Annotated in this window: 7 protein-coding genes and 2 pseudogenes; 4 read left to right on the forward strand and 5 right to left on the reverse strand. The window is 68.0% G+C overall.

The window, feature by feature from the left end; translation table 11 throughout:
* From ACNPQM_RS43325 to ACNPQM_RS43335, 3 genes and pseudogenes are all read right to left on the reverse strand, one after another.
* Positions 1-548 (reverse strand): annotated as a pseudogene (locus tag ACNPQM_RS43325) (hypothetical protein); the annotation flags it as partial.
* Complete coding sequence (locus ACNPQM_RS43330) at positions 545-1,144, reverse strand: hypothetical protein (RefSeq protein ID WP_418088324.1); 600 nt, start codon at positions 1,142-1,144, stop codon at positions 545-547. The pseudogene ACNPQM_RS43325 and the gene ACNPQM_RS43330, both read right to left, overlap by 4 nt.
* The gene (locus ACNPQM_RS43335; protein ID WP_418088325.1) at positions 1,141-1,728 is read right to left on the reverse strand and encodes a hypothetical protein; all 588 of its coding nucleotides are present in this window, start codon (positions 1,726-1,728) and stop codon (positions 1,141-1,143) included. Before ACNPQM_RS43335 ends, ACNPQM_RS43330 begins: the two co-directional genes overlap by 4 nt.
* Before the next feature lie 12 nt (positions 1,729-1,740).
* Between ACNPQM_RS43335 and ACNPQM_RS43340 the strand changes: the two genes are divergently transcribed.
* Positions 1,741-1,983 carry a hypothetical protein gene (locus ACNPQM_RS43340; RefSeq protein WP_418088326.1) on the forward strand — a complete coding sequence of 81 codons (243 nt, stop codon included), beginning with the start codon at positions 1,741-1,743 and terminating at the stop codon, positions 1,981-1,983.
* Positions 1,984-2,110: 127 nt separating this feature from the next.
* Here the strand turns inward: ACNPQM_RS43340 and ACNPQM_RS43345 are convergent, their stop codons facing one another.
* Positions 2,111-3,202 (reverse strand): DUF5937 family protein, encoded by a 1,092-nt coding sequence (locus ACNPQM_RS43345; protein ID WP_418088327.1) that lies wholly within the window; start codon positions 3,200-3,202, stop codon positions 2,111-2,113.
* Between the two features lie 98 nt (positions 3,203-3,300).
* On the opposite strand from ACNPQM_RS43345, the gene ACNPQM_RS43350 reads away from it, so the two are divergent.
* Entirely contained in the window at positions 3,301-3,504 is a 204-nt protein-coding gene (locus ACNPQM_RS43350; protein ID WP_365776060.1) for a hypothetical protein, read from the forward strand.
* A 17-nt stretch (positions 3,505-3,521) separates the two neighbouring features.
* Here the strand turns inward: ACNPQM_RS43350 and ACNPQM_RS43355 are convergent, their stop codons facing one another.
* Complete coding sequence (locus tag ACNPQM_RS43355; RefSeq protein WP_418088328.1) at positions 3,522-4,526, reverse strand: IS5 family transposase; 1,005 nt, start codon at positions 4,524-4,526, stop codon at positions 3,522-3,524.
* A gap of 444 nt (positions 4,527-4,970) precedes the next feature.
* On the opposite strand from ACNPQM_RS43355, the gene ACNPQM_RS43360 reads away from it, so the two are divergent.
* Complete coding sequence (locus tag ACNPQM_RS43360; RefSeq protein ID WP_418088329.1) at positions 4,971-5,561, forward strand: dihydrofolate reductase family protein; 591 nt, start codon at positions 4,971-4,973, stop codon at positions 5,559-5,561.
* 523 nt (positions 5,562-6,084) lie between these two features.
* Positions 6,085-6,584 (forward strand): annotated as a pseudogene (locus ACNPQM_RS43365) (IS5 family transposase); the annotation flags it as partial.
* Positions 6,585-6,677: the final 93 nt, after the last annotated feature.

The following is a 6,677-nucleotide window of genomic DNA, read 5'->3' on the forward strand; positions in this document are numbered from 1 at the left end:
GGCTGCCCCGCGACCGTCTGACAACGGTCAGCGAACGGGAGAAGCACGCCCCGGCACACCTCAACACCAGCCGCCCCCAACAACGTGACAGTGCCGACACCGCCACCCCGGGTGAGTGACCAGTCCTGCATAGCGCCCGAGCCCGGCTGTACGAACAGCTCCCACTCCTCGCCGTACTCCTCGACGTACGCGCGGATCTTCTTGCCACGCCGCAGCGCCAGGTCGTCGCCGTACGAGGTGACCGCGACCCGGTCCATGGGGTACATGCATAGCCACCAGAACGGGAACCACTCGGCAACCGAAGTCGACTTCCCAACCTGCGGAGGCGTCAAAATGAGCAGCCGGTCGTAGTCTCCGCGCCCCACCTCTGCCAGTGCGTCACCGATGACCCGCAGGTGCGGGCGCAGTACGAACTGGCGGTCGAGGCCGCGGGCGAGCGTCACGGGGTCACGCAGAAGGTCTTGGCTCATGGACCGCCGTGCGGCCTCCAGTTGCCGGTAGACCTCTGCGTCGTCCTGGTGCTCCAACTCACCCACGGCCGTCGTCATGTGTTCTCCTCCTCCTCGTTGTCACTGCCGCCGACGGCCCGGATGCGCTGGGTCACCTGTGCGGTGAGCTCGGCAAGGCGGGCGCGGCGCAGGTCCGGGGACATTTGCGCGAAGTCGGCGAACTGCTTGGCCAGCGGGTTCGACCCTTCGCCGGTGACGGCGATCGTCTCGGTGGGGTCACCGAACAGGACCCGCCGGTGCCGCATGGCGACATCCATGAGCCGGATGAAGTCGCCGGCCGACAGCTCGGCCGCGTTCAGCGACGTGAGCCGCTGCGCCAGCTTCCCGATCGCCGCGCCCAGGATCTTCGCGTCGGTCTCGGCGGCTTTCCGGCGCTCCTCCAGCCACATCGCTTCGTACTGGCGGTCCAGGTGCCGGTCGTACGCCTCGACGCGCTCTCGCCACCGGTACTGGGCGGCGAGGTTCCTCACGTGCCCGTACGCGAGAGTCAGCCTCTGTGCGGCTTCGGTCAGGGTGCGGGTTCTGCCGATGTCTCGGTAGATGGTGAGCTGTCCGTGTTTGTGGGGGGTTTCGTTGGGCTGACGTTCCCACGGGTCGAGGTCGGGGTCGAGGGGGATGGGTGGGCGGGTGCTCATGCCGGTTCACTGGGGACGTGGTTGGGGCCGGAGAGGTATTCGCCTGCGAGACGCTCGAGGAGGCGCCAGCCCTGCCCCTGCTCGATCTCTCCGCGTCCTTCTGCTGCTGCGATGGCCTTGTTGATGGTGACGGCGGCGGGGGCGGGGAGGTGCCGGGCGCCGAAGACGGTCTCGAGTCCGACCTGTCCGGTGTGCAGGGGCTCGCCCTGGGGGGAGGTGTAGCCGGCCTGGAGGTCGGTCAGGTGTGCCTCGACGATGCCCAGCATCAGCGTCGCGAGGCGGCCAGCGAAGGCGCCCATGTACGGGGCGAGCCAGCCCAGGGCGCACGAGTACGCGGTGATGTCGTTGCCCTGCACCGGCTGCGTGTTGCCGAATCTGCTGTGTAGCACCCGCTCGATCGTGAAGTTGCGGGAGTAGCCGATGTAGATGTCGGTCTCGGGCCGTTCTCGTAGATGATCGAGCGGAGGGGCGCGGGTATCGAGCCGTGGAACATAGGGCCGCTCCTTGAGTTTGCGGGCGGAGGTGGTAGCCGGGAATTGGCGGGCGGAGATGGTAGCCGACCTGCGGCTTTCTTCCGGTCCCAAGACTCGGAGGGCATGCGGAAGGCCCCCGCCCCGGGGTGGGCGGGGGCCTTCAAGGACGCCCTCGACCTGGAGGAGAAGACGCGCCACGCAGCCCGCAAGGCCCTCGCCGCCGAACTGAAGGCCGACCCGGATCTCCCCTACGCGGCCGTTGCCGCGCACGACTCGGTGCCGTGGACTGAAGAGACCCTCCGGGGCATCGGCCGCGAGTACGGCGTCCCGCCCCGGCAGTCGAACAAAGCGAAGCCGAAGGACTAGGGCGCGTATCGAGTCGTGATCAATGACTGGCCGTGATGTCTTTGATCCGGATCGCCGAGACGCGCGCTTGGCGATCCGGCCGAGGCTCTCTTGACGCTGCGGGGTGACGCCCTGCTGGCTGCTGCTCCTACCGCAGCACCGACTCCAGGAAGTCGCTGCCGATCCTGGCCACGACGGAGAGGTCGAGCTCGTGGAGGACGTAGCGGCCTCGGCGCTGGGTGATGAGCAGCCCGGCCTTCTTCAGGGCGGCAAGATGGCGGGAGACCTCAGGGGCGGTGATGCCGTAAGCGTCGGCAAGCTCGTTCGTCGAGTAGGCGCCGCGTGCGAGGTTGCGGCACAGGTTCATCCGCACCGGGTGGTTCTGTGCGGCCAGGCGCAGCTTCACTGCCTCCACGGGTTCGGTGCCGCCGACCTCGGGAGTGGCGGCCGGGTACTGGATCACGGGCTGCCAGCCCGGCGCGTAGAGGGCGAAGAAGTGCGGCCAGCCGAAGATGCTCGGCACCAGGGGGACGGCGGTGCCCCGGGCCTCGGTGCGGCCGTGTACCAGCTTGTCGACGACGATGCGGCTGCCGTGCTCGTCCTCCTCCAGGCTCAGCGCCGGCGAGGCCGCCGTGAGCGCCGCTGCCAGGCCGTTGCGGCGCAGCAGCTCGGTCTTGTGCCGGGCGTCGGCCGCGAGCTGGACGCGGACCCGGCGCCAGGTGTCGGCGAAGAAGGCCTGATCGCAGTCCTCCATGAGGCGTCGGATCCACGCGCGCGTGGCGGTGGGTTCGGTGAGCATCCGCTCGACGAAGGCCGCCTGGCGTGGGCCGCGTGCCGCTGCCAGGTCGAGCGCACGGCGCCGCGACCACTCGTCGACCAGCGGGGACGGCAGACCCTTGGGGTAGAGGCTGGTGCTGCACGAGATCTCCAGCGCCGCGCCGACGAACTTCTCGTCGTCCATGCGGTCGAGGTCGTCCAGTTCCTCGGCGAGAGTCTCGCGGGGTTGGGCCGGCATCAGGAAGTCGGAGCGTGTCGACCTCCACATGAAGTCTGCCTCGAGCAGCCTGTCGGCCAGCTCCGGCTTGAGTGAGGCGGAGGTCGCTGTCGTCCAGGCGTGCAGCCGGGGGTGATGAGCCGGCTCGGCCAGAGCGTGCAGCGCGTTGCCGAGTTCAGCCAGCGGCGAGGGGCAGAAGGTGATCCGCTCACGTGGCGGTCCGGTGATGTCAATGGTCACGCTCACGCTCCTATAGTGCAGCGCCGGACGGGGGCTGCCGTGCCACTTGACGAGGGCTGTCAATCGGCAGGCCAGGAGGGACCGCCTGAACACACAGTGGACGCATGAACGCACTGCAGCAGCACCTCTTCGACAGCTACCGGGCCGCCCAGCACGCGGAGCCAGCCCCGCCCGTCCCCGGCGCCCACGACGTTGCCGTGCTACGGGCGGCTTGGGGCCACCGACGCTCCGAAGCCGTCCTGGCCAGTAATTCGACCACCGGCCGTCTCCGCTTGGCCCTCCACCGTTGGCTGCACCTCCGGGGCTAGGTGCGCATCGAGGTTGATCAACGAGTCGCTCGGATGAGGTCTTTGATCCAGATCATCGAGGCGCGGAGGTGGAGGCCGGCAAGGTAGCTTTCGGGGGTCTTGTCGTATCTGGTGGCGATGCCTCGCCATGCCTTCAGCTTGTTGATCAGCCGCTCGACGGTGTTCCTTTCTTTGTAGAGGTCGGCGTCATGACTGACGGGTCGACCGCCCCGGGAGCCCTTTTTCTTCCGGTTGGCGGCCTGGTCGGCTTTCTCCGGGATGACGGCCTTGATGTGGCGTTTGCGCAGGTGGGAGCGGTTGCCGCGGGACAAGTAGGCCTTGTCCCCGGCGACGGCGGCGGGCCGCGTGCGGGGGCGGCCGACGGGTCCACGGACCCGGATCTTGTTCAGGACGGGGATGAATTGCGGGCTGTCGGCCGCCTGTCCGGCGGTCAAGACGAAGGCCAGCGGGCGGCACTTGCGGTCGGCGACGAGGTGGACCTTGCTGGTCTGCCCGCCCCGCGAGCGTCCCAGCAGAGCGGACTTCAGCCGGAGCTTTCGGCGGCGGCGAACGCGTCGTCGCTCCTCCCGTTCGGGATCCGCCTCGGCATCCCGTCCGCTTTGTTCTTCGAGACTTCCCCCCTTTGACCTGGCCTTCTCCTCCTCGGCCGCGGCCTTCTCCAGAGAAGTGAGCACGTCCTCACTCATGTGCATCCCGGCGGCGTCGTGGTGAGCGCGCGCGGTGGTGGAGTCGATGCTGACCAGGGACAGGTCCACCTCGCCCCGCTTCGCGGCCTCCGCGATCAGGCCCTCCAGCAGGGGCTCGAACACGCCGGCGTCCCGCCACTGACGGAAGCGGTTGGAGACAGTTGACCAGGCGCCGAACTCCTGCGGCATCTCCCGCCACTGCCCGCCGGTCTTGAATCTCCAGATCACGCCCTCGAACTGCTGCCGCAAGTGCTCGGGATACGGGCCGTACTCGCCGATCGGCAGGTACGGCCCGATGAACTCCCACTCTTCGTCCGTCAGTTGCACTCGCGTCACACAAAGCGATCTACCGGATCAACGTCTGCCGCGAGGCTGAATCCGCAGATTGATCACGACTCGATGCGCGCCCTAGCCCGCACGTACAGGAGGGCCGCACCGAGTTCGTCCGGTGCGGCCCTTGGCTGTGTACGCGCAAGGGTTTCGACGCGACTTCGGGAGTCACTTCGAGGCTAGGCCGCATGATCAATGTCGATGAGTTCGGGAGTCCTGCGGCCTTCCTCGCGGACCGAGTGTGGCCGCCGCTCGCCGCTCCTCCAGGTCGTTCACCGCAGGCACTGGAAGTGATCTTGCTTGAGGAGACGTCAGTCGCCCGACCTATCGTCTCGATTTCGGCTCGGATCGGCGGGGCCTGGTGAGTCCAGCTGGCACTCGTTGGGTGAGACTGGGGGACGGCCTCCGAGCCATCCGCAGTCCTGACCATGACGAAGGGACGGAAGAATCATGAGCCGCCTGACTGTGGCGATGCAGATCTCCATCGACGGCTACGTCGACAGCAGCCTGTCCGACGCCAACTGGCAATTGTGGAATTGGGGCCCCGACTGGCCGTGGAGCACGGACCTCCGCGCGGCCTTCAACGGCCTGCTCGCGAGCGCCTCGGGCATCCTACTGAGCCGGCCCATGGCGGACGAGGGTTACCTGGGGCACTGGGGCCGGATGGCGGAGCAGCATCCCGGCGACCCCGACTGGGAGTTCAGCCGGGCCATCGGCGCACTCCCCAAGTTTGTAGTGAGCCGGTCGGGCAGGCCCGAACTCGACTGGCCACGGACCACGGTGCTCAACGGCGAGCTGACCGACACCGTGGAACATGCGAAGCGACAGGCCGACGGGGACCTGGTCTGCTTTGGTGGCGCCGGCCTGGTCTCCTCCCTGCTGCGAGAGGACCTGGCCGACGAGCTCCGGCTGTTCACCAACCCCGGTTTCGCGGGCGCGGGAACCAGCGTCTTCGGGGCCCGGCTCGCCACGCGGAACTACCGGGCCGCCCACTCGGCCGCCTACGCCTGTGGCGTCGTGGAGACCCGCTGGGTCAGGTAGACGCACCCGGGCGCACAGCGTTCACGCAGTTCCGGCGCCGCCCTTTCCGCAGCGGCGGGTTCCCCGAAGGCGGAGCGATCCCAGCGCACGCGAACCGCGGGGGTCCCGATCCGTCGGCGATGGGCGGTGAGGAGTCGGGCGAGGAACTCGACGATGTGGCGCGGGACGTCGTGGCAGCATAGGTGACCAACGTGAAGCCTCTGGTTGTCACAGACGATCTTGTGGTGAGAACCGTCCTACCAGGGGCTTCACGCTTCCGGAGCCGAGTGCACCCCGTCCGCTCCGCCCCATCTCCTCGGATCACCACTTCACAGAGATCATTTCACTGAGAAAACCTTACGGACGTCATTTTTCTCGTGAACATCACCCGACCGTGGATCTGGGTGCCTCCCAAACCCGTGAACCAGGCCCTTCGCCGTGTCTGCGTCGAACCGGGCGAGCCCGTGATCCGCACGCTCTGAGCCCTGAGCCTGTGAGCCTTAAGACGTCGTTTCTTATGGCGTGATCGCTCGTTGAGTAGTGCATGACGGATCTGGTTGAGCGGTTGGTGCCGGGTGAGTTGTGGGTGCTGTTCCGGCGGGTGGTGCCGCTCACGGAGGTGAAGCGTCCTCAGGGCGGCGGTCGACGACGGGCCGGTGACCGCGAGACTCTGGCCGCGATCATCTTCGTGGCCACCTCGGGCTGTACGTGGCGGCAACTGCCGCCGGATTTCGGCCCGGCCTGGCAGACCGTCTACCGGAGGTTCGCCCAGTGGAGCCGGGACCGGGTCTGGGCCCGGCTCCACCGCGTCGTCCTGGACGAACTCGGTGCCCGGGGCGAGCTGGACTGGTCGCGGTGCGCGATCGACTCCGTCAGCGTCCGGGCGGCAAAAGGGGGCTGCTGACAGGACCGAATCCGACCGACCGTGGCAAGTTGGGATCGAAGATTCACCTGATCACTGACCGGAGCGGGCTGCCGCCGTCGCTGGGCATCTCCGGCGCGAACATGCACGACAGCCAGGGACTGGAACCGCTCGTCCGCGGGCACTGTCACGTTGTTGGGGGCGGCTGGTGTTGAGGTGTGCCGGGGCGTGCTTCTCCCGTTCGCTGACCGTTGTCAGACGGTCGCGGGGCAGCC

Source organism: Streptomyces sp. NPDC056231 (assembly GCF_048270745.1).
Classification (GTDB): domain Bacteria; phylum Actinomycetota; class Actinomycetes; order Streptomycetales; family Streptomycetaceae; genus Streptomyces.

Coding starts and splice junctions, on each gene's coding strand:
- ACNPQM_RS43350 (WP_365776060.1), top strand. CDS start 3,301: ATGAACGCACTGCAGCAGCACCTCTTCGACAGCTACCGGGCCGCCCAG.
- ACNPQM_RS43360 (WP_418088329.1), top strand. CDS start 4,971: ATGAGCCGCCTGACTGTGGCGATGCAGATCTCCATCGACGGCTACGTC.
- ACNPQM_RS43330 (WP_418088324.1), bottom strand. CDS start 1,144: ATGAGCACCCGCCCACCCATCCCCCTCGACCCCGACCTCGACCCGTGG.
- ACNPQM_RS43340 (WP_418088326.1), top strand. CDS start 1,741: ATGCGGAAGGCCCCCGCCCCGGGGTGGGCGGGGGCCTTCAAGGACGCC.